An 18911-nucleotide genomic window follows, 5' to 3' on the forward strand; every position below is an offset into this window, starting at 1 on the left:
ACCGACGAGACCGTCATGCCCACCGAACTCACCGCATAGCCTCAAAGACGAGATCACCTAGTGGCCGTCAATACACCACTCCAGCGGACGTGACCGGACGGCAACACCCCTTGTCCGGCGACTGTTTCGCAGGCCGAACCCCCTTGTCCCTCCGCACACTTGCTGGCCAGCGGCCGGCCGGCTGACTCCCATCCAGCTGAGGCGACGGGCCGTGGGCCTATGACGGTATACATCTTCCCCCTCGGTGTTCATCACGCGTTGGTGACGTAGAAGGCTGCAGATCACAAGGGCAGCTTTGGCCCTACTGCTGAGCGTCAGCGCCGGCCTTCCCTCCCCCGCTCCCCTCAATGCCGTGTCCGCACCGCGGCGCCCCTCTAACCCAGCCGCAGGCCTGGCTCCGGCGCGGCCAGCGACGAGGTCCAACTCCGCCACTACGTACCGCGTGGTGTCGCAACCGTGGCCGTCCACCTGTGACGGAGTGACGAGGCCTGGAGTGTTCGGTGGTCGGCTGACGGTCTTGAGCGTCAGGTCCAGGTGCTTCTTCGCCCTGGCTACAGAAGCTGTCGGCACTCAGCTACGCCTGCCTGTGATGGGGGAAGGCGGGCGATAGGGTCGAGCGGTGACCTCCGAGACACTGTTCAGCCTGCCCAGCAGCACGTTGCCCGTACCTGCTTCCCTGCAGGAAGCAGTCCAGCACGGCGAGGTCTTCACAAGGCGCTGGGTCGTGGATGCGATCTTGGACATGGTCGGATACACCGCAGAAGATGATCTTGCGGTCAAGCGCTTGGTCGAGCCGGCGTGCGGCACCGGAGCGTTCCTGGGCGCGATTGTGGAACGGCTGAGTGCTTCGTGCCGCGCGCGCGGCCGTGGGCTGCTGGAGGCAATCGACGCCATCGAGGCGTTCGATCTGGTCGAGGCGAACGTGGAGCGCAGCCGGCAGACCATCGCCGGCGTGCTGCGCGCGGACGGGTGGGGCGCTGCGGAGGCCGCGAAGGCAGTCGCTGCGTGGGTGACGCAAGGAGACTTTCTCCTGCAGGAAACCCGTGCGGAGACCGCTGATTTCGTGGTGGGCAATCCTCCCTACATCAGGCTGGAGGACGTTCCTGACGAGCGGATGGCGGCCTATCGCCGGTCCTGCTCTTCCATGGGGGGCCGGGCGGATATTTATGTCGGATTCTTCGAACTGGGAATGCGCCGTCTGAAGCCGGAGGGGCGGCTCGGCTTCATCTGCGCCGACCGATGGATGCGCAATCAGTACGGGCGCGGCCTGCGCAAACTCGTCACTCAGCGCTACAGCATGGATCTCGTGGTGACCATGCACGATGTGGACGCGTTCGAGGAGCGGGTGTCTGCCTATCCGGCCATCACCGTCGTCAGAAACGGCCGCCAGGGATCCGTCATCGCCGCCGACACGACGGGGGCTTTCGGCGCCCGGCAGGCCCGGGAACTGCATGCGTGGTCGGCCCGGAGCGACGAGGCGCTCATCACGGCGCCGGCGTTCCATGCGGCGCGGCTGCCGCACTGGTTTGCGGGTGAGGACTCCTGGCCGCAGGCCTCGCCCGCGCGTCTGGCGATGCTGGAAGATCTCAGTGACCGTTTTCCGCTGCTGGAGGACGAGTCCACCGGCACGCGGGTAGGGATCGGGATTGCCACCGGAGCGGACAAGGTCTTCCTGACCGAGGACAGAGCTGCGGTCGAAGAAGACCGTCTGCTGCCGCTGGCAATGGTCCGCGACACCACCAGCGGCGCCCTTTCCTGGGGCGGCACCTACCTGGTGAATCCATGGGGCCGCGAGGGCCACCTGGTTGATCTCAACAGCTTTCCCCGGCTTGCGAGTTACTTCAAGACGCACCGGGACACCCTCAGCAGACGCTACGTCGCAGTCAAGCAGCCCAGCCGCTGGTACAAGACGATCGACAAGGTCGACGCCCAGCTCACCGCCCGCCCCAAGCTGCTGCTGCCGGACATGAAACTGACCATCCACCCCGTCCTGGACGAGGGAGGCCACTACCCGCACCACAACCTGTACTTCATCGTGTCCAACGCCTGGGATCTGCGGGTGCTGGGCGGTCTGCTGCTGTCGAAAGTGGCAGAGGCGTTCGTCGAGGCATACGCGGTCAAGATGCGTGGTGGCACGCTTCGCTTCCAAGCACAGTATCTGCGTAAGATCCGTGTTCCGGATCCAGCGGGGATCCCGGCGGGGGTTCGCACAGCGCTGGTCAAAGCGTTCGAGGAACGGGACGTGCAGGCAGCAACGCAGGCAGCGTTGCAGGCGTACGGACTGCAGGGCCTTCCGGACTGAACGCAAGCGGGAGGGGCGCTGTGACGGTCAGCCGTCAAGAGTTCGAAGACGCCGTAGCGGCGTACTGGGGAGCCAAGGACGCCCAGCGGGAGCTGTCCGCCATCAAGGACGCCGTCGGCGCCGGCACAGCCGGCTCTGTCCGCGGCGGGAAGCACTTCGACACCATCGCCGCCCTCCTCGCCAAGTTCTTTGTCGATGCCGGCTACCCGCCCGCCGACATCCGCATCAACAAGACGCACCGCCTGGAACTGCCCGGCTACTACCGCCCGCAGAAACAGTGGGACGTGGTCGTCGCCCACGGCACCACCTTGGTCGCCGCCTTCGAGCTCAAAGCTCTCGGCGGTCCCTCCTTCGGCAACAACTACAACAACCGGATCGAAGAAGCCCTGGGAAGCGCTGTCGATCTGCAACGCGCCGCCCTCACCGAGCTTTATCCCGGCGAAAAGCCGTGGCTGGGCTACTTCTTCATCATGGAAGACCACCCCAAGTCCCGTACTCCGGTCCGTATCGCCGACGGCGCCCTCCCGGTGCACGAGATCTGGCACGGTACGTCCTACCAGGACCGCTTCGGGATCTTCTGCGAACGGCTGATGGCCGAGAAGCTCTACGACTCCGTCTGCTACATCACCTCCTCACCCGCCGACCCCACACCCGGCGAGCCCGTCAGCGGCCTGGACTGGCGCCACTTCGCTGCCGCCGTCAACGCGCGCATCTCCTACCTCGCCGACCTTGGCATCCCCGCCACTGAGACCCTCCCCCTGCCATAGGGCCGGTTGGTGCGGAAGCGAATCGCCGCCTGCCCGATCGAGCATGTCTGAAGGACAACGGACGTGAGGATCTGCAACCCGCCGTGCGGGTGCCGACACGAGCCCGCCTTGCCAGAGACAACCCATCCGGGCCAACGCCGCTGTTTGGGGCGGCCGTTGCCCGCTTCCCGACTGCTTGAGGAACAGCACACGTGAACGCAGAATTCTGGGTCGCCTTCAGCACCGGCGTCGTCGCCCTCATCGCGCTGATCACCAGCTCGGCCAGCGCCGCCAGGGCTCGCGTCAAAACTGGCTAGGGCGGCGTTCAGCGGCCCCATCAGGGCGACTCCAACTGGCTCCAGTTGGAGGGGCGTTCGGGAGTATTGAGGGGTGGTGGCGAGGCGAAGTGGCCCCACCCTGGGCCTTGCGGTGCGACGGTGGTTGTGGTCCGCCGAGGGTGGGTGCTGTGGATGTCCTTGTCCAAGCAGGAGTTGTTTGACCGGATCCGCCGGGACAGCTGGCAGTTGAAGCTGTCGGTCCGGGCGTTGTCGCGGAAGTACGGCGTCCACCGGCGTCTGGTGCGGGAGGCGCTGGCCTCACCGGTGGCGAAGCCGCGCAAGCGTCCGGTGCGGACCTCGCCGCGGATGGAGCCGTACAAGAAGACGGTCGACGACTGGCTTCGAGCGGATCTTGAGGCGCCGCGCAAGCAGCGGCACACGGCCAAGCGGATCGGCACGCGGCTGGAGGAGGAGTTCGGCGTCACGCTTCCGTACACCACGGTGCGGGACTTCGTCACCGCCCGCCGCCGGGTGATCGCTGCCGAGGAAGGGGCGCCGGTCGAGGGCTACTTGACCCGGCACAACGTGCCCGGGGCTGATGCCGAGGTTGATTTCGGGGAGGTCTGGGTCGATCTCGCCGGAGAGCGGGTGAAGTGCTTCCTGTTCGCGTTCCGGCTGGCCTACTCGGGCAAAGCGGTGCACCGTGTCTCCCGGTCGTGCGGGCAGCAGGCGTTCTTCGAGGGGCATGTGCACGCGCTGACCGTGGTGGGCGGGGTGCCGGCCGGTCAGGTGCGCTATGACAACCTCACTCCGGCGGTCAAGAAGGTGATCTTCCGCAGTCGGCTGCGGGAGGAGAACTCGAAGTGGACGGGGCTGCACGAGTTCTACGGGTTCACCCCGTTCTACTGCGAGCCGGGCCTGCGCGGAGCTCATGAGAAGGGTGGCGTGGAGGGCCAGGTGGGCTACTTCCGCCGCAACTACCTCACACCCGTCCCACGAGTTCAGACGCTGGAACAGCTCAACCAGCAGATCGGCGAGTTCGAGGAACGCGAGCTGGGCCGCCGCATCGGGTCACGGATCCGCACGATCGGCCAGGACTTCGCCCGCGAGGCACCGCATCTGCTGCCACTGCCGGCCGACCCGTTCGAGACGGCGATGACGTTCGAGCCCCGGGTCGACCGCTACAGCCGGATCACGGTGAAGATGTGCTCGTACTCCGTCCCGGTCCGGTTCATCGACCGCAAGGTCACCGTCCATCTGACCGGTGACACCCTCGTCGTCTTCGAGGGCCGGCGCGAGATTGCCCGCCATGCCCGGCTCGCCGGCCGCGGCCTGGAGCGCCTGGTCCTGGACCACTACCTGGAGGTGCTGCTGCGCAAGCCCGGTGCGCTGGATCGCTCCGAGGCTCTGCACCAGGCCCGCGCCGAGGGCACCTTCACCGCCGCCCACGAGGCGTTCTGGGCCATGGCCAAGCAGCAGCTCGGCGAGAGTGACGGCACGGCAGCCCTGGTCAGGGCCCTGCTGCTGCACCGCCATCAGCAGCACGCCGACGTGATCGCGGGGCTTCGCGCCGCCGTCGCGCTGGGCACCTGCAGCGAGGACGTGGTCGCGCTGGAGGCCCGCAAGGCCGCCCAGGCGGCCGGCCGGGCGCCCACCGTTACCGCGGCGTCGCCGTCACCGCACCGGGCGGAGCCGCCGGACCCGGAACTGCCGCAGGTCAGCCACCTCACCTTGCGTCGTCTGGCCAGGCCCCTGCCCGAGGACGCCCGCCCCCTGCCCCGCCTGGAGCAGTGGGACGAACTGCTCCGTCTTCACCGCAAGGAGTCGCCATGACCGCCGCCCATCACGCGCTCACCGCACAGGCATCCGACGCCGCGATCGACACCGCCTGCCGCATGCTGCGGCTGCCCACCATGCGGGCCCAGGCCACCGACACCATCGCCCGCGCCGAACGCGAAGGGCTCTCCTACGGCGGGTTCCTCGCCGAACTGCTGCTTGCCGAGTGCGAGGACCGCGACCGCCGCCGGGCCGAACGCCGTATCCGGGCCGCCCACTTCCCTCGGGAGAAGTCCCTGCGCGACTTCGATTACAAGGCGAATCCCAACGTCGATCCAGCGGTCGTCCACAGCCTCGCCACCTGCGAGTGGATCACCAAGGGCTACCCGCTGTGTCTGATCGGAGATTCCGGCACCGGCAAGTCCCACCTGCTGATCGGGCTGGGCATGGCGGCCGCCATGGCCGGCTACCGCGTCCGCTACACCACCGCCGCCGCCCTGGTGAACGAGCTGGTCGAAGCCGCCGACGACAAGCAGCTCGGCAAAACCATCGCCCGCTACGGGCGTGTCGACCTTCTCGAAATCGACGAACTCGGCTACCTCGAACTCGACCGCCGCGGGGCGGAGATGCTCTTCCAAGTCCTCACGGAGCGTGAGGAGAAGAACAGTATCGCGATCGCCTCCAACGAGGCGTTCACGGGCTGGAGCAAGACGTTCAGTGATCCCCGACTCTGCGCGGCGATCGTGGACCGGCTCACCTTCAACGCGGCCCTCATCGAGACCGGCACAGAGTCCTACCGCCTGGCCCGCACCAAAGCGAACAAGACCAACGGGACGAAATAGCCGGCCGCCTGAGGGATCAGGAGCTCAGATGCTCATGAAGCATCTTCCACCCGCCCTCCTGCCGCACGATGAGGTTGGTGCCCCGCCCCTGGCCAGACCGCAATGCGCCATCGACGACGCCGGTCCAGGCAAACCGATATCGGCACACCGCGACATCGGTCGTGAGGACGGGCCATTCCAGATCTCTGACTTCATACACCTCGTCGAGGATCTTCGCGAACGTCTTCTCGATCGCGGACCGGATCTCCCCGATGCCCCGATACGAGCCGTCCGAGAACCAGTACGTGGCGCCCTCGGCAATGAACGGCACGACCCGCTCGATGTCGTGGCTGTTGTTGGCCCGCTCGTACTCGCCCATGAACGACGCGAGTTCAGACTCCAAGGAAGTTCGATCCGTCACGACGGCCATCATGCCGAAACTCGCGCACGATCATCATCACGGTCCCCACCTCGCCGCCCCGGTGGTCCCAGTTCAAGCCGCCCTCCGGGGCCGCCACACGCCGCCTGATCTTCACCATTCACCCTCAAACTGAAGCCAGTTGGAGTCGCCCTGATGGGGCCGCTGAACGCCGCCCTAGCCACGTCAAAACCATCGAAGACGCCTACATCGCACGCTACTGGCAGATCCTCGACCAGTTTCCGGCCGAAGCCCTCGTCGCAGAAGAAGGCATGTCATGCGCACCGGAGGAACTCAAAGCCGCGCGCCTGTATCTGCGACTGTGTGAAGACGAGTTGGAACTGCGCCAGCTGGGCTGGGTCAGCCGCAACACCTGGCGACAATGGAGCCCCGGCATCCAGGCCCAGCTCGCCCTCTGGCCCGTCACAGACGAATGGGCTCTCATCCGCGAGGGCCAGCGCGCACCGCACCAATTCACCCTTCTGCGCCAACTCGCCACCCACAGCGACTACGACCCCTACCAGCCCCGCAGCATCGTCCACCGCCTCGCCAAGATATGGCGAGGACTGTAAAACCCGACGGGGCAGGATGCCCCCGGTCGGCCGAAACCTGGCCCCTGTGACTGAGGGCTGAGGGCTGACACAGCAAAGACATCGTCGCCACAGCCAGCGGAGCGACGCTCAACCGCTGCGGGTCAAGCCCGCGAACTGGGTGTGGAGGCGCTACTCGGGCCGCCACCAGCCCTGTCCGGCATGCCAGTCCCTCACCCAGCGCAGGAAATCGCCGCCCGGCTGATCGGACGGGCGGTCGGCGTAGGGTGCGGCGCATCCGTCTCTGAGCCACCACACCCGGCCGCGTTGCGGCCCGGTCACCACCAGCGTCCAGTACTCACCGGGTCTGTCGCTGCCCAGCAGTACCGAGCCGTGCTGGTAGGTCTGGTGCAACAGGGACGAGTGGCGGCCGTGGTCGTAGTAGTCGTACTCCCACTGCCACTCCTCCTCAAGAGGGAAGGGCTGGCCGGGCGCGCGTACGGCGGCGCCATCGAACGGCTGCGGGCTCATCCAGCAGTCCGCTTCCCAGACGTCCCAGCTGTCCGGTTTCTCTCCCAGGGGCAGCAGACCGCCCTCGTCCGGCGGACCATCGTCGGTCCCGTCCGCGATCTCGGTCACGAACGTGCGATACGGCTCAGGCAGCACCACCCCTTGCCTTCGCTCCCACACCCGCAGCTCTTCCCTGCTCAAAGGGCGGTGACGGACCTCTGCCGGAAAGGCTTCACGCAGGACAGCTATCGCACCCGACATCGCATCTTCCACGCCCTACAGGTATCACCGGCCACTGACACTTGGGCCTCGGGCCGGCTGACCCGTAGCACCCTCCACAACGCGCTCAAGGGCCGCCAGCTGCCCAGCGAGCAGATGCGGGTCACCTTCGCGGCTGCGTGCGGCGCCGGTCAGCCGACCACCGATGCGTTGCTCGACGCCCGTCGTCGCATCAAGGCCGGGCCGCGGCCGCTGCCCATGTACCCGTGCGAGTACGTCGAGCGGGCCGACGAGCGTCGCCAGCAGGACGAAGCCGCCCGCCCCTGGATCACTGTCGAACCGGAACCCGACTGGTATGACCAGCAGTTGCGGGACGAGGAAGAGGCCGAGCACCGGCGCATGACCGCCTGGGTCGACGCCCTCAGCGACGACGAGCTCGCGCAGATGCAGGCGCAGGCCGCGGCCGGTGCAGGCCGGGACCTGCGCGCCGAGCCGGCCGCGCTCGCCGCACGATCTGGGACGAGTGGCACGTCGGGCCGCTGACGACGAGGCGTCGTACGGCCGCCGTCCTGGCCGACGGCCGCAACTGATCGCCTCCATCATCGCCAAACTGGAAGGCGCCGATCCGGCGCGCGCCGCGTTCCTGGCCGTCTGGCACGACTCGCAGGAGGCCAGGACCGGCGACGTCAACCACCTCGGCAAGAAGCACGCGGGCCAGGCCGACCCGCAGGCCGTCACCGCCGACCAGGTGGCGGGCATGCCCGGCATCCTCGCGTCCGCCGTCGGGGACCTGATCGCCGAGTACGAGGCCCGCCAGTCACCCGAAGCGGTCCGCGCCAAAGACGCCGACAAACTGGAATGCATGCTGCAGGGCATCGAGTACAAAGCCCAGGGCTACGCACTCACCCAGCGATGGATCGACAACAGCCGCGCCCGCCTCGTCACCAAAACAGCCCACGAACTCGCCGACCAACTCCTCGCGATGGACCCCTTCGACTGGCTCCGCACCGTCCTCGGCGAACAACCCACCTGAGCACACAACGCCGCCCCGGACCCGGGCGGCCGCACACCCACACCACGCTTCTGCATAATGCAGGCTTCCGCTCTAGAATGCAGACATGAGTGTCCTCACCGTCCGGGATGTACCCGAAGACCAGATCCGCGTCCTCAAGACCCGCGCCGCCCAGGCCGGGAAGTCCCTCCAGGCATACATGCAGGAACTGATCGCCAGGGAGACAACCAAGCCGACCATGGCGGACATGGCCGCCCGGCTGGAACGCGAAGCCGCCGCGGAGTACACCACCGCAGACGTCCTGGCAGCGATCGACGAGGGGCGAGGAGGCCGTTGATCGTCATCGACACGTCAGCACTGGTGATCTTCCTGACCCACCACGGCGTCACCGGCAGCGCTGTCCGCAAGCGCGTCAGCGAAGCCGTCACGGCCTACGCACCCACCCTGATCGACTACGAAATCGAATCGGCACTGCTGGGAATGCAGCGCGGCGGCAAGCTCACCGAGAAGCAGGTGACCAAGGCCATGGCCGACTTCACAGCACTGCCCCTGGACAAGCACGACACTCTCGCCCTGTGGGAACGCGTTCGTGTCCTGCACACCAACCTGAGCGCCTACGGCGCCCAGTACGTCGCACTCGCCGAATCCCTCGGCGCCCCGCTGGTCACCTGCGACGCACGGATCAAACGCAGCGGCGCAGCCAAGTGCACCATCGAGGTCTTCAGCTCGAACTGACCCCAGCAGCCTGTGGACCCCCAGGCGCCGCATCGCTCAGGGGGCCCTGCCCCCTGAGCGCCTGCACCCGCCAGAAACTCTCGGCCGCCCAGCTCGCCGGGCAGTACGCCGCCGAGGCGATCGAGCGCCACGGCTACCACCCGGGGCCGGCCGCGGAACTCAGCGCGCAGCACGGCGGCCCGCAGAGGTCCTGGGAGTACGGCATCCGCAAGCTGCCGGGGCCGCAACCGGCATGCGGTCCCGGCACCATCCCCCGTGGAGGCTCACCTCGATGCCCACGCAGCGGCTCACCGACCTGCCTGACACCGTGCGCAGGCTGATCGAGAAGAACACCGGCGCCCCCGTCATCGACGTCGCCGCCATCAACGCCGGCCTCAACAGCGCCATCGCCGCCCGCGTGCGCACACCCGCCCGCACCCTGTTCGTCAAGGGACTGCCCAGCGACCACCCGCGCGTATGGACCCAGAAGCGAGAGGCGCAGATCAGCCCGCAGATCAGCGGTATCGCGCCGCGGCTGCCGTGGCATGCCGAAACCGACGGCTGGAGCCTGCTCGCCTTCGACTATCTCCAGGGCCGCCACGCCGACTACACGCCCGCGTCGGCCGACCTGCCCGCGGTCATGGCAAGCATGATCCAGCTCGCCGACATCCCGGCGCCTGCCCTTGGGCTGAAGACGATGGCGGACCGGCTGCGCGCCTACGTCGGCAATCCCGCGGACCTGGTCTGGTTTGCCGGGGACAGCCTCCTGCACACGGAATGGAACCCGCACAACGTCCTCATGACCGCAGATGACGCCCGGTTCGTGGACTGGGGGTGGGCCTCCACCGGCGCCGCCTGGATCGACCCCGCGCTGTGGCTGCTGTGGCTGATCGCCCACGGCCACACCTGCCAGCAAGCACAGGACGCGGCCACCGCGCACCCGCCGGAGGCCTCCAGGCCCTCGCCCGCGTCCAGCGGCGCCTGTGGGACTCCATCGCCACACAGAGCCAAGACGACTGGGCGACACCGATGCAGGAAGCTACCCGCGCCTGGGAGAAGCACCACGCCTAGCCGACCCCGCGCCGTGCCTGGCTCGCCGAACTGCCCAGCAGGCTACGGACATACGACCCGGCGGGAGCGACACGAGCGGCCCCTCAGAGGGCTTCCGGGAAGCCGGCCGGGGACTGCAGGCCCTCGCCGGGCCACAAGGGGGATCCTGCCTCTGCCCGGGCCAGATGCCTGCCGACCTCCACCAATACCCCCACCCGGTCCGCAGGTCCGTACACCCGCTGCCTGCCCGATGCCGGGTCGAGGGTGCGGACCTCGCTGCGAGGGCCGGCGCACACCAGGGCGCGGGCGATCTCCGGCAGACCCAGGTTCAGGGCGTCGCAGTCGTGGCCGCGGACAAGCTGCAGCAGGTCCTCGGTGACCCTCTCCCAGTCCCCCACCTCCGGCCAGCGTGTGCCGCCGTCCAGTTCGTGGGTGAGCGTGGCCAGCGGCACGATCTCGCCCACTCGGCGGCCGCGCACGAGACGGTCGTGGATGCGGGCGCCGTCCGGCTGCCGTACCCGCGGGTGCAGTAAGGAGGCTGCCACCACGACGGTGGTGTTGATCTCCTGTGCGGCGGCCGGGTAGTAGGGCTCGTGCGCGAACAACAGGTAGACGTCCAGGGTGGAGTCGGCCTGGCCGGGCTGGGGCATGGGGAAGACTTCCTTCGGCGGTAGCAGGGCCGGTACAGGGCGCAGGCGGGGATGGGCCGGCGGCTGGGCGCCGAGCGCATGCGGTCGCACCGGCCGCGCAGGACCGGGGGTCTGGTTCGTGCCGGGTGTGTGGCCGTCGGCGGTGTGCTCGACGATCTGGACGGCCTGGTGGGCGAGTTGGAGCATCAGCCGCTCGCGGGCGATGAGCTCGCCCGAAACGGCGCGGGGATCGCGGGTGTGGAGCAGGCCTGAGGCCTCCCACAGCAGGTGCCGGCCGATCTGGACCGCACGGCGCTGTTCGTGGCGGCGGCTGCCGGCGGCGTCGGTGGTGGCGGCGGCCTGGACGAGCGAGGTGTGCAGGGCGGTCTGACGCCGCAGATAGCGGCATGCCCGGTCACCTTCGACCGTGCGCACGTGTGCCCGGGCCCGGGTATCCAGCCGGCCGGGCAGATGATCGGCCAGGGCCAGGACGAGGAGCATGGCCGGTACCACGACACCGGGAGCAACCCCGCGGCCCGCGGCGATCAAGGCCGCGAGCAGGCTGACGAGGGCGACGCCTGCGGTGGACAGGCGCAGCGATCCAGGGACGTCGGCCAGGGCGGCATAGCGGGCGGGGCGCCGGGTCAGCCAGCGCACGGCCCACCGCTGCAGACAGTTCGCGTCCGGAGCGAGCACGCCGATCTGGTGGGGTATCCCGGGCCGGCTGCCATCGCCTGGGACGGTCCAGGCCAGCCATCCCCATGAGGCGCGTTCGTAGACGAGGACCGTCTCGCAGGCAGACGTGCAGGTGCTGCCCGGGATGTGGCCGGTGCGCAGGGCCCGGTCGCGTTCCTTCACCCACCGTCCGGGGCGGGCGGTGAAGGGGCGCTCGCGGTCCGCGGCTGCGGCTGCGGTTGCGGCTGCGGCCGGCGGCGATGTGCGGGGTGTGTCCGTCACAGGCTGCTTCCTTCCAGAGGGGCGGTGAGGGCGCGGGCGCAGGTGGTGCAGCGGCCGTCGCCGCCGGGGCGGGCGCGGCGGGGGGTGGGGCCCGGGCAGGTGGAGCACAGCGGCCAGCCCAGGCAGGCCGGACACAGGTCTTCGCCGGGAGCTGTTGCGGGATGGCCGCAGGCGGCGCACTCGGTAAGGGCGCGGTAGGACAGGGCCTCACCCACCGAGCGAGCGGCGGCAGACGAGCCGGGTGTGGGCGGCGCGGTGTCCCCGGCGGGCGGGTGAGGGTGGCCGGCCGCGAGGGCGGGCGGCGGGTAGAGCCGGGCGGCACGGAGGCGGGCCGCGATGATCGCGCCGACCGTGCTCCGCACCGGATGGGGCAGAGGCCGGGCAGCGATGACGTGGCGCAGCTGCTCGCGGCTCCAGCCTGTTTCCAGCATCACGCTCACGACGCGGCCCTGGTCGGTCAGCGCCTGCCCGGTCAGCAGCAGCTCGGGGCGAGCCACCCCCAGTTCGAGCAGCAGCACAATCCCCGGGTGCATCTCATCCCCTGCGGGCACCGCCGGCGAGGACCTCGCAGTGCCCGCCCCGTCCGTCCGCTCAGGTGCCCGCGACGCGTCGCGACGGCACGGACGGAGGGGGCTGGTGTTGTGCTGGGTGGTCTTCTTTCTGTTGGTGTTCTTAGTCGACCGGTCAGCCGACGTAGGGTCATCCACCGGTGGAAAACCCGACTCTGGCCCGTACCAGGTGTTTTGCAGGGCGGGCAGGTCGGTGATGACGTAGACGGCCGCTGCGAAGGTGCCGTCCTGGTCGCGTTCGCGTGCGCGGACCAGGAAGCCGCATTTCTCCAGTTCCTTCAGAGCGCCCTTGACGGCCCACTCGCCCTCGCGGCCCCGGCGGGCGATGTCAGTGACGGTCATCCGCCAGCCCTCCCGGTGCGTGGAGAGCAGCCCGAACACTCCCTTGGCCTTGAAGGACAACTGCCGGTCGCGGAACAGCGCGTTGGCGATCTGGGTGAACTGGTCGCCCGCCATCACACCCCGGCAGATCCCCGGCGCCGCCGGTCCGCAGGCCGGCCCGGGCTCGGGGACCGTGACCGCCGCGCCGGCTTCGATCAGCGCGATGTCCGCGGTGGCCGGGCGGTCGGTGATGCAGTAGACGCTCTCGCCGAGGGTGCCGTCCGGGCGGCGCAGACGCGCACGGACCAGGTAGCCGTACGCTTCCAGCTCCTTCAGGCCGGTGCGGACCGCTTCTCGTCCGTCCGGGCCCAGGCGGACGAGATCGGCGATCGTCACCTGCCAGCCGTTGCGGTGCGTGGAGACGTACCCGAAGATCCCCTTCGCCCTGAACGACAACCGGGCATCCCGGAACAAGCCGTTGGCAATCTGGGTGAACTGATCGGCCGCCATCACACCCCGGCGGATCCCGGCCCCCAAACCGCTCACCGCCCTGCCCCCGACACCGGCCGCGCGCGACGGCCACGGCAGCGCACCGGGCGCGCCGAGCAGAGGCCGGCGGCGGTCCGGGGTGGGAAGGCGGGCGGGTGTTCCATACCGCCAGCTCACCCACCGGCCCCGACCAGAACCGCAGCCACCAGCCCCCACAGCGGTCACGATCCGGCAACGCCACCGCCCAGCTGCCATGGTCGGGTTCATGGCCAGCCCGACCACGCAGTGCCCTCCACCGGCATGATGCGCAGCCCCGTTACGCATCCCGGACCGGATGGTGCGCAAAGTCTGCGCACTGGGGCGAGGCTCGTGCGCAGCCGGGCCGGGCGCAGCGACTGCGCAACAGGCGGGCGAGTCCCCGGTGTTCTGGTGCGCAGGCTCAGGGGTCCGCACTGCGCAGACGTCGGGGCCGGCCCGGGCGCATTCGGTCTGCGCATCGGTGTACCGCTGCGGCGGAAGAGCGGCACGAACACCTCGCAGCGGCCATCGGGGCCGCGCCCCTGACGGACAGGACGAACGGCCGCCCCTCTCACCGGGTGAACCGTGGTCGGGGTCATGGTCGGGCCGACCATGACCCCGACCACGGCCTTCGTGTCTCCATCGTGACCGTGGTCGGGGTCTCGTGGTCGGTGGCCGGGTCGGGGGCGCTGAGTTTCCTCAAGGTCAGCACCCCGTTCTGACCTGGGAGTTTGACCATGTCCCCTGACAAGCAGGCCTCGCAGAGCGAGTCCGGCGCCCCGACGGCAGCGGGCGCCCGGCTGGAAAGGATGCGCCGCAGCGCCCGCCTGGCCCGGCTGGCTCTGCTCACCGCGATCGCGGCCGGCCCCATCGCCCTGGGCATCGCCGTGTGGCCCGGGCCGACCACCACGGCGGCCGCCCCTACCGCGAAGCCGACCACCGAGCGCACTGCCGCGCCCGCCGCCAACCCGTCGGGCTATGCGCAGCTGTTCGTCGGCGCGTGGCTGCGCAGCAGCACGGACAACGCGTCAACTGCGCAGGCCCGGCTTGCGCAGGCGATGGCGCCGGACGTTGAGCTGCCCGGCCCGGCTGCCGATGCGCACACAGCGCCCCAGTCCGTGACGGCGGTGCGCAGTGCGCAGCGCGACGCTGGCGTGTGGTCGGTGACGGTGGCTGCGCAATACGCCGACGGACGGTTGCGGTACTACGTCGTGCCGGTGACCGCCAACTCCTCGGGCGCCTCGTTCTCAGTGACCGATGCTCCCGCCGTGGTCGCCGGTCCGGCCCGGGCCGAGACGCCCACATCGCCGTACAGCGTGACCGTCCCCGACAGTGAACTGTCCTCCGCCATCGGGCAATTCCTCACCGCCTACCTGACCGGAACCGGCGAAGTAGACCGCTACCTCGCACCCAAGGTGAAACTCACCGCCCTCTCCCCCGCCCCGTACACCTCGGCCACCGTCCAGCAGATCGTGGCCGTCGAACAGGCCGCGGCCGCCGAAGAGGTACCGGACGACGGGACCAGGGTCCGGGTGCGCGTGGCAGTGCAGGCCCGGGATGACTTCGGGCGCTGGCCGCTGGCGTACGAGCTCACGCTCACGTCCCGCTCCGACCGGTGGGAGATCGCCGCACTGCAGACCGGCACAGCCCAGAACGAGGGTGCGCGGTGAACACGGCCCACCACCTGATGCTCGCCGGACAGCTCGACGACCTCGGCAACTCGTGGATCACCATGCTGAAAAACTGGGCAACCAGAGGCCTGCAGGCCGGTCTGCTCGTCCTCGTCGTCGTCATCATGATCCAGAAGTTCAGCCTCAAGGCGGGCATCGGCGCCCTGCTCCTGATGATCATCGCGCTCGGGCTGTACGACTCCCGCGAGTCCCTGGCGGGCATGTTCCAGGACGAGGTGAAGAACCCGTCCAAAGGCGCCCCCGCAGTCCCCGGCGCCGTTCACTCCGAACTCCCGGCCTCCCCCGGACACTCACCCGACGCCGGCGGCCGGCTGTGACCGCGGCCGCCGGCCGGGTGGCCCGCTTCTACACTGCCGCCCGCCGTCACCCCTGGGTGCTGGGCAGGGTCGCCGACTGGAAGATCCCCCTCGGGCCGTACACCCCCGCACAGATCGCAGTCGCCGTCATCGGCGGCTTCCTCCTGGTGAAGACCATCAGCTGGTGGTCGTGGACGGGCCCGATCCCCATCGGCGCTTGGCTGCTCGCCATCTGGGCCGTACGCCGGCCCAAGGTCCGCGGCCGTGCCCCGATGCAGGCCGCGCTCGGCTGGGTGCTGCTGGGCCGGCAGCCCCGTGGCGGGCGCATCGGCGGCCGGGCCGCCCGCGACCGCTCCGCTCGCCCGCTGACGGGCGGCTTCACGATCGAGGACACGCCCTCCCCCGCGACACCGGCGCGGGCGGCGGGACGGTTCTTCGCCCGGGCACCGCATCGCCCCGCGTCCACCCGCCGTCGTACGGAGCCGACGGTTTCCACAGCGCCGACGGGACCGGTGTCGGGCGTCCAGCAGCTCTTGGCCATCGCCCAGCAGAGCGGGGGTGCACAGTGAGGATTCCGATCCGGCACATCGCCGGGCACCTGATCTGGTCGACGCAGGGCAGCGTGTGGGCCCTGTACCGCCTTCACCCCGGCCCGGACGCGCAAGGACAGCGCGAGGAGACCCTCCAGGGCACCTACGTGCCCGAGGCGGTCCGCGACGAAGAGCTCGCCAAAATCACGCATCTGGTGCGTTCGCTGTCCGGGGCGCCACGGCTGTTCGGACTGTGCGCGCAGGTCGACCCGGGCGAGATCGCCCTGCGCATGATCGAAGGCCTCGAACCCGACTCGCAGGAACCCGGTACGAGCCGGCACCCCTGGGTGGAAAACGTCGAGGCCACCCTGGAGTTGCTGGACGACCAGGAGATGCACCGCCGCACTCTGTGGCTGGCGGTGCCGCTGCAGACCGAGACCGGCGGTCTGCGCCTGTCGGCATCGCTCGGCGCGGCGTGGGCCGAGGTCGCGCCGGTGCTGAGCATGCAGCCGGTCCCCGTCGCCCGGCGCGAGGTAACTGCGTTCCGGGAGCAGGCCTCCCGGGTGGAGGCGACGCTCGCCGGCGGCATCGGTTTGCGCCCCGCCCGCCCTGCCGAGATCGTGTGGATGATCCAGCACGCCCTGCACCGCGGACTGGCCGAACCGCTCCTGGCCGAGGCGGAGTCCAGCCGGCTGTACGGCGCACAGATCCGGAACGGCGCACTGGTCTCCCCCAGCTACGCCGACCTCGGCCAAGTCCGCTTGCAGGAAGGCGGTATCGATCCCGAACTCGACGACGTCGACGAGCTCAAGAGTGCGGGCAGCGTCACGCGCTCGGGGCGCACGGCCTGGTGGCGGCTGAGTACCGGCTCGCCCCTGGGACGGCGCTGGCTGCAGGTCGAAACCGACGCCGGGGTGGGCTACCAGGCGCAGTTGGCGCTGGCCGAATGCCCACCCGCGGTCAGCCAGGATGCTGCGGATCTGTTCGCGCAGCTGGAACTGCTCGACTTTCCCGTCGACTACACCGTGGACCTCACCCTGGTGCCGGCGGAGAAGGCCCGCGACCAGGTGCGGCGCAAGAAGAACGAACTGATCGACCAGGCCGACCAGTACGACGCCCGCCCCACCGGCATGCCCGCCTCCCTCTCCGAGGCGGCCCGGGACCTGGGCGAGCTGGATGCCCGTCTGTCACGCACCTCGGTCGAGGTCGAGGTGCAGTCCGTCACCGTGCTGACGGTGTGGGGGCCCACCGCAGCCGTGTGCGACGCCCGCGCCCGGGCCCTGGCCGCGCTGCTGGGCGGCGCCGACTACCGCGCGGTGCGCCCGGCCGGCCTGCAGGAAGCCCTGTTCGCTCTGGGTCTGCCGGGCACCATGCGGCCCGGCGTGGCGCGCGAGTTCACCCAGCACCAGGTCTCCGAGGACTGGGCGCTGTCCGGGGCCTTCACGACAGCGGAGGTCGGCGACCCGAACGGGATGTTCCTCGGTATCGACCTGGACAGTGGCACCACTCGCCCCGTCATGATCAATGTCGCGGACGCGCCCAAGCAGAACGCGTCCGCGTCGATGGGGATCGTCGGGGATCTCGGCGCGGGCAAGAGCGTGCTGCAGAAACTGATCGCGGAGGCGGTGTGGGCGCGCGGCGGCTGCGCCATCTGCATCGACCGCACCCCCGTACGCGAGTGGGCCACCTACGCCCGCACCGCCGCGAGGGGCCGCGTCCAGATCATTGACGCCGCCCAGGCCGAAGTCTCCATCGACCCGCTGCGCATGTTCCACGGACCCGAAGGACGGCACTATGCCCTGTCCTATCTCACCCTGCAGCTCGGCATCGGTCCGATGAGCACAGGAGGTGAGGTCCTCCACCACGCCGTCGAGCAGGCCGCCGTCGGGCCAAAGCCGTCCATGCACCGCGTCCTTGAGGTCCTTGAGGGGATGGCTGCGAGCGAGGCGGGCAAGCGGCAGGACGCGGCCGCCACCCTCGCCGGCCTCATTCGCATCGTCGCCACCAACTCGCTGGCCCGGATGGTCTTCGACCCGTCGCTGCCGCCGGTCCGGCTGGACGCCTCCAGCACCTCCGACATGATCGTGATCACCACGACCGGTCTGAAGCTGCCGCCGAAGACGGCGTTCGCCAACCCGGAGATCCTTCACCAGCAGCCGCTGGAGGCGCTGATCGGCCGTGCGGTGCTCTACCTGATCGCTGCGATCGCCCGGCAGACCGCGTTCGAGGACCCGGAGCGGTTCACCGCCGTGGTCCTGGACGAGCTGTACTGGCTCACCTCGTCGGCCGAAGGCACTGCCCTCGTCCACGAGATCCTCCACGACGGCCGCAAACACGGCGCCGGGCTCCTGGCGGGCTCGCACGACGCCGACGAACTGGGCCCCGACCGCGGCCTGATGGCCTACCGCGCCCTCGCCCGCACCGCGGATCGCGAACGCGCCCGCCGCGGACTGGAATTCGTCGGCCTCGACCCAGGCGACGACACGCTGCTGCGGCTGGTGACCACCGGACTCTCCCCCGTCGGCCGCAAAGGCCGGGAGGGCGAGTTCCTGCTGACCTGCCCACGGCAGAACACCGGCCGCGTCAAAGTCTCCATCCCCCCAATCCCTCGCATCACCACCTCCATCACCACCACACCAGGACGCCGCACGACCGCCGCCACGATCTCTGCACCTGGTGCCGGAGAGCGCCTGGATGCCCGTACGAAGGAGCACGTTCGATGACCACTCCGTCCAGGGCCCGCTCGCTGCGGGTCGCCGCGGCCGCGAGCGTCCTCACCGTGATCGCTGGTGCGGTCATCCTCGCTCCCAAAGTGCGCGTGCCGCAGGGATGGTGGCCGCGCACCGGGCAGGCCTTCGCCGCTGGCGCCCATGCCGCGCACGCCGATCCCTGTGCCTTGATCGCCGGTCCGGGCAACGCCTACTGCGAGCGGGACACGACCGATGGCGCGCACAGGCTGGTGCCCGCCGGTACGGGGCCTGCGGTCCTGGTGGTATGGCAGCTGCGGTCTCTCGCAGAGCAGAGGCGGCGCTGAC

18 protein-coding genes are annotated in these 18911 nt (G+C 69.7%); 14 read left to right on the forward strand and 4 right to left on the reverse strand.

Translation table 11 applies throughout. From position 1 onward, the window contains the following. Nucleotides 1–619 precede the first annotated feature (619 nt). From ACIP6U_RS46360 to istB, 4 genes are all read left to right on the forward strand, one after another. Complete coding sequence (locus tag ACIP6U_RS46360) at nucleotides 620–2302, forward strand: Eco57I restriction-modification methylase domain-containing protein (protein WP_401729323.1); 1683 nt, start codon at nucleotides 620–622, stop codon at nucleotides 2300–2302. A gap of 20 nt (nucleotides 2303–2322) precedes the next feature. Then, nucleotides 2323–3069 carry a PaeR7I family type II restriction endonuclease gene (locus ACIP6U_RS46365; protein ID WP_401729325.1) on the forward strand — a complete coding sequence of 249 codons (747 nt, stop codon included), beginning with the start codon at nucleotides 2323–2325 and terminating at the stop codon, nucleotides 3067–3069. Nucleotides 3070–3518: 449 nt separating this feature from the next. After that, entirely contained in the window at nucleotides 3519–5159 is a 1641-nt protein-coding gene (gene istA, locus ACIP6U_RS46370) for an IS21 family transposase (RefSeq protein ID WP_401729327.1), read from the forward strand. Further along, entirely contained in the window at nucleotides 5156–5944 is a 789-nt protein-coding gene (gene istB / locus ACIP6U_RS46375) for an IS21-like element helper ATPase IstB (RefSeq protein WP_401729328.1), read from the forward strand. Before istA ends, istB begins: the two co-directional genes overlap by 4 nt. Nucleotides 5945–5960: 16 nt before the next feature. Here istB and ACIP6U_RS46380 read toward each other — a convergent pair whose 3' ends face one another. Continuing rightward, on the reverse strand, nucleotides 5961–6344 hold the full coding sequence (locus tag ACIP6U_RS46380) for a YybH family protein (RefSeq protein WP_401729330.1): 384 nt from the start codon (nucleotides 6342–6344) through the stop codon (nucleotides 5961–5963). Between the two features lie 269 nt (nucleotides 6345–6613). Between ACIP6U_RS46380 and ACIP6U_RS46385 the strand changes: the two genes are divergently transcribed. Beyond that, the gene (locus ACIP6U_RS46385; protein ID WP_401729331.1) at nucleotides 6614–6913 is read left to right on the forward strand and encodes a hypothetical protein; all 300 of its coding nucleotides are present in this window, start codon (nucleotides 6614–6616) and stop codon (nucleotides 6911–6913) included. 150 nt (nucleotides 6914–7063) lie between these two features. Here the strand turns inward: ACIP6U_RS46385 and ACIP6U_RS46390 are convergent, their stop codons facing one another. Further along, nucleotides 7064–7642 carry an SMI1/KNR4 family protein gene (locus tag ACIP6U_RS46390; RefSeq protein WP_401729332.1) on the reverse strand — a complete coding sequence of 193 codons (579 nt, stop codon included), beginning with the start codon at nucleotides 7640–7642 and terminating at the stop codon, nucleotides 7064–7066. Here ACIP6U_RS46390 and ACIP6U_RS46395 point away from each other — a divergent pair. The 4 genes from ACIP6U_RS46395 to ACIP6U_RS46410 all read left to right on the forward strand — a co-directional run bounded on the left by ACIP6U_RS46395 (nucleotide 7589) and on the right by ACIP6U_RS46410 (nucleotide 9347). Then, nucleotides 7589–8143, forward strand: coding sequence for a hypothetical protein (locus ACIP6U_RS46395; protein ID WP_401729410.1), 555 nt, complete (start codon nucleotides 7589–7591; stop codon nucleotides 8141–8143). The two genes, ACIP6U_RS46390 and ACIP6U_RS46395, sit on opposite strands and share 54 nt — an antisense overlap. Further along, the gene (locus ACIP6U_RS46400; protein WP_401729333.1) at nucleotides 8124–8633 is read left to right on the forward strand and encodes an HD domain-containing protein; all 510 of its coding nucleotides are present in this window, start codon (nucleotides 8124–8126) and stop codon (nucleotides 8631–8633) included. Before ACIP6U_RS46395 ends, ACIP6U_RS46400 begins: the two co-directional genes overlap by 20 nt. A gap of 85 nt (nucleotides 8634–8718) precedes the next feature. Next, entirely contained in the window at nucleotides 8719–8949 is a 231-nt protein-coding gene (locus ACIP6U_RS46405) for a FitA-like ribbon-helix-helix domain-containing protein (RefSeq protein WP_401729335.1), read from the forward strand. Continuing rightward, nucleotides 8946–9347 (forward strand): type II toxin-antitoxin system VapC family toxin, encoded by a 402-nt coding sequence (locus ACIP6U_RS46410; RefSeq protein ID WP_401729336.1) that lies wholly within the window; start codon nucleotides 8946–8948, stop codon nucleotides 9345–9347. The genes ACIP6U_RS46405 and ACIP6U_RS46410 overlap by 4 nt, the downstream gene beginning before the upstream one ends. Nucleotides 9348–10480: 1133 nt before the next feature. Here ACIP6U_RS46410 and ACIP6U_RS46415 read toward each other — a convergent pair. Then, entirely contained in the window at nucleotides 10481–11962 is a 1482-nt protein-coding gene (locus ACIP6U_RS46415; RefSeq protein ID WP_401729338.1) for a hypothetical protein, read from the reverse strand. Then, the gene (locus ACIP6U_RS46420) at nucleotides 11959–13362 is read right to left on the reverse strand and encodes a hypothetical protein (RefSeq protein ID WP_401729339.1); all 1404 of its coding nucleotides are present in this window, start codon (nucleotides 13360–13362) and stop codon (nucleotides 11959–11961) included. The genes ACIP6U_RS46415 and ACIP6U_RS46420 overlap by 4 nt, the downstream gene beginning before the upstream one ends. 734 nt (nucleotides 13363–14096) lie before the next feature. On the opposite strand from ACIP6U_RS46420, the gene ACIP6U_RS46425 reads away from it, so the two are divergent. From ACIP6U_RS46425 to ACIP6U_RS46445, 5 genes are read left to right on the forward strand one after another with little or no spacing between them, the layout of a single operon-like run. Next, the gene (locus ACIP6U_RS46425) at nucleotides 14097–15029 is read left to right on the forward strand and encodes a conjugal transfer protein (protein ID WP_401729341.1); all 933 of its coding nucleotides are present in this window, start codon (nucleotides 14097–14099) and stop codon (nucleotides 15027–15029) included. Further along, nucleotides 15026–15367 carry a hypothetical protein gene (locus tag ACIP6U_RS46430; RefSeq protein WP_401729342.1) on the forward strand — a complete coding sequence of 114 codons (342 nt, stop codon included), beginning with the start codon at nucleotides 15026–15028 and terminating at the stop codon, nucleotides 15365–15367. Before ACIP6U_RS46425 ends, ACIP6U_RS46430 begins: the two co-directional genes overlap by 4 nt. After that, nucleotides 15364–15915 (forward strand): hypothetical protein, encoded by a 552-nt coding sequence (locus ACIP6U_RS46435; protein ID WP_401729344.1) that lies wholly within the window; start codon nucleotides 15364–15366, stop codon nucleotides 15913–15915. The genes ACIP6U_RS46430 and ACIP6U_RS46435 overlap by 4 nt, the downstream gene beginning before the upstream one ends. Further along, on the forward strand, nucleotides 15912–18599 hold the full coding sequence (locus ACIP6U_RS46440) for an ATP-binding protein (protein WP_401729345.1): 2688 nt from the start codon (nucleotides 15912–15914) through the stop codon (nucleotides 18597–18599). Before ACIP6U_RS46435 ends, ACIP6U_RS46440 begins: the two co-directional genes overlap by 4 nt. Then, a complete protein-coding gene (locus tag ACIP6U_RS46445; RefSeq protein WP_401729347.1) occupies nucleotides 18596–18910 on the forward strand; it encodes a hypothetical protein in 315 nt (104 codons plus the stop codon). Before ACIP6U_RS46440 ends, ACIP6U_RS46445 begins: the two co-directional genes overlap by 4 nt. Nucleotide 18911 lies beyond the last annotated feature (1 nt).

This window comes from Streptomyces sp. NPDC088794 (assembly GCF_044750545.1).
GTDB lineage: Bacteria > Actinomycetota > Actinomycetes > Streptomycetales > Streptomycetaceae > Streptomyces.

Bases quoted from the DNA above. Each gene is read 5' to 3' on its own strand.
- istA (WP_401729327.1), top strand. From the start codon at position 3,519: ATGTCCTTGTCCAAGCAGGAGTTGTTTGACCGGATCCGCCGGGACAGC.
- istB (WP_401729328.1), top strand. From the start codon at position 5,156: ATGACCGCCGCCCATCACGCGCTCACCGCACAGGCATCCGACGCCGCG.
- ACIP6U_RS46385 (WP_401729331.1), top strand. From the start codon at position 6,614: ATGTCATGCGCACCGGAGGAACTCAAAGCCGCGCGCCTGTATCTGCGA.
- ACIP6U_RS46390 (WP_401729332.1), bottom strand. From the start codon at position 7,642: ATGTCGGGTGCGATAGCTGTCCTGCGTGAAGCCTTTCCGGCAGAGGTC.
- ACIP6U_RS46405 (WP_401729335.1), top strand. From the start codon at position 8,719: ATGAGTGTCCTCACCGTCCGGGATGTACCCGAAGACCAGATCCGCGTC.
- ACIP6U_RS46420 (WP_401729339.1), bottom strand. From the start codon at position 13,362: ATGGCGGCCGATCAGTTCACCCAGATTGCCAACGGCTTGTTCCGGGAT.
- ACIP6U_RS46425 (WP_401729341.1), top strand. From the start codon at position 14,097: ATGTCCCCTGACAAGCAGGCCTCGCAGAGCGAGTCCGGCGCCCCGACG.
- ACIP6U_RS46445 (WP_401729347.1), top strand. From the start codon at position 18,596: ATGACCACTCCGTCCAGGGCCCGCTCGCTGCGGGTCGCCGCGGCCGCG.